A 1,961-nucleotide genomic window follows, 5' to 3' on the forward strand; every position below is an offset into this window, starting at 1 on the left:
ACCAAGGGCTCCGCCGACGCGGTCCGCGCGGCCCTGCGCGCCGCCCCCGCCGACGGCCGCACCATCCTCGACCTGCGCGGCAACTCTGGCGGCCTGGTCACCGAGGCCGTGGCCACCGCCTCCGCCTTCCTGGACGGCGGTCTGGTCGCCACCTACGACGTCGACGGCGCCCAGCGCGCCCTGCACGCCGACCCGGGCGGCGACACCGCCCGGCCCCTGGTCGTCCTCGTCGACGGCGGCACCATGAGCGCGGCCGAACTGCTCACCGGCGCCCTCCAGGACCGGGGCCGCGCGGTGGTGATCGGATCGCGCACCTTCGGCAAGGGCTCCGTCCAGATGCCGGTGAAGCTGCCCGACGGCTCGGTGGCCGAGCTGACCGTCGGCCACTACCGCACCCCGTCCGGCCACGCGGTCGACGGCCGGGGCATCACCCCCGACCTGGAGGCGGCCCCGGACCAGGCCCTGCCACGGGCCCGGACGGTGCTCACCGGGCTGGGCGACCCGTCGTAGCCGCGCCGCCCGCCCCCGCGTAAACGGCTGTACTCACCACCCCCGTGTGGTGCGAAAATGGCGGCACTATGAGCAAGGGAATGTACGTACCGAAGGAGTCCCAGCCCAAGCAGGGCGGGGCCGCCAAGGCCAGGGACGGCGAGAAGGGCGGCAAGCGCAAGATCGTCGCCCAGAACAAGAAGGCCCGGCACGACTACGCGATCATCGACACCTTCGAGGCCGGGCTCGTGCTCATGGGCACGGAGGTCAAGTCGCTGCGCGAGGGACGGACCTCGCTGACCGACGGCTTCGTCCAGATCGACCGGGGCGAGGCGTGGCTGCACAACGCCCACATCCCGGAGTACCACCAGGGCAGCTGGACCAACCACTCCGCGCGCCGCAGGCGCAAGCTGCTCCTGCACCGTGCGGAGATCGAGAAGCTGGAGTCGAAGTCCCAGGAGACGGGACACACGATCGTGCCCCTCGCCATCTACTTCAAGGACGGCCGGGCGAAGGCCGAGATCGCTCTCGCACGGGGCAAGAAGGAGTACGACAAGCGGCAGACGCTGCGCGAGCAGCAGGACCGGCGGGAGGCGGCCCGGGCGATCGCGGCGGCGAAGCGCCGGCAGCGCGGCGTCTAGCCGGCCCACGGGGAATAGGCTGGCATCGTCGGGCGTTGGTCACGTACGATGGCCGTGCACTCCATAGAGGGTGCGCGAACCCTCCACGGAGGGATTGAAAAATCAACATGGGGATGATCGGTTTCGACAGCGGCTGTCGAAGCAGGGGAAGCGTGTCGAGGAAGCGGCAATGATCTCGTAAACCATATGTCGCAAAAAATAATCGCCAACACCAAGCGCGATTCCTTCGCCCTCGCTGCCTGATCAGCGACTCGCGAAGTGTCAGCCCGGGGCTGTTCCCGACCCGGATCCTGGCATCAGCTAGGGAACTAAACCTCTAGACCCGGTCACGGGGTGTAGAGGGAAATCAAACAGTGACTGAGCCCGTCGGAGACTTGTCCGCGTGATCTCCGGGGCCGAGAAAATCGCAGCGGACTGCACACGGAGAAGCCCTGATTCCGCACCGTTGGACGCGGGTTCGATTCCCGCCATCTCCACGAGGCCCCCGAGGGGGCCGACCCCATGTGGGCAAGGCCCCGTCACGATCAGTGGCGGGGCCTTCGCCATGTCCGCGCCCCTGCGCCCGCCACGCCGACGAGCAGGGCCAGGAAGGCCGCCGCGGCCGGTACGGCGAAGGCGGTGCCGGGGGAGAGGCGCTCGGTCGCCCAGCCGCCCGTCGCCGAGCCGCAGGCGATCCCGGCGAGCAGCCCGGTCACCATCAGGCTCATGCCCTCGTTCAGCCGGCCGGCCGGGGTGCGCCGCTGCACCAGGGCCATCGCCGTCACCATGGTCGGCGCGGTCGCCATGCCCGCGACCAGCAGCGCGCCCGCGAGCACCACGAGCGAGCCGGTG

The 1,961-nt window shown here is 70.3% G+C and carries 2 protein-coding genes, 1 other RNA gene and 1 pseudogene; 3 read left to right on the forward strand and 1 reads right to left on the reverse strand.

What is annotated here, in order from left to right; translation table 11 throughout:
- The 3 genes from H5J33_RS33245 to ssrA form a co-directional block, all read left to right on the forward strand.
- On the forward strand, positions 1-510 hold a 510-nt coding region (locus H5J33_RS33245), incomplete at its 5' end, for a S41 family peptidase (protein WP_258565581.1).
- 80 nt (positions 511-590) lie between these two features.
- The gene (smpB, locus tag H5J33_RS33250) at positions 591-1,130 is read left to right on the forward strand and encodes an SsrA-binding protein SmpB (protein ID WP_220212985.1); all 540 of its coding nucleotides are present in this window, start codon (positions 591-593) and stop codon (positions 1,128-1,130) included.
- Positions 1,131-1,239: 109 nt separating this feature from the next.
- Positions 1,240-1,609: a transfer-messenger RNA gene (gene ssrA / locus H5J33_RS33255) on the forward strand.
- A 45-nt stretch (positions 1,610-1,654) separates the two neighbouring features.
- Here the strand turns inward: ssrA and H5J33_RS33260 are convergent.
- Positions 1,655-1,961: pseudogene (locus H5J33_RS33260) on the reverse strand (MFS transporter); the annotation flags it as partial.

The organism is Streptomyces sp. WELS2, assembly GCF_013870595.1.
GTDB lineage: Bacteria > Actinomycetota > Actinomycetes > Streptomycetales > Streptomycetaceae > Streptomyces.

Bases quoted from the DNA above. Each gene is read 5' to 3' on its own strand.
- smpB (WP_220212985.1), top strand. From the start codon at position 591: ATGTACGTACCGAAGGAGTCCCAGCCCAAGCAGGGCGGGGCCGCCAAG.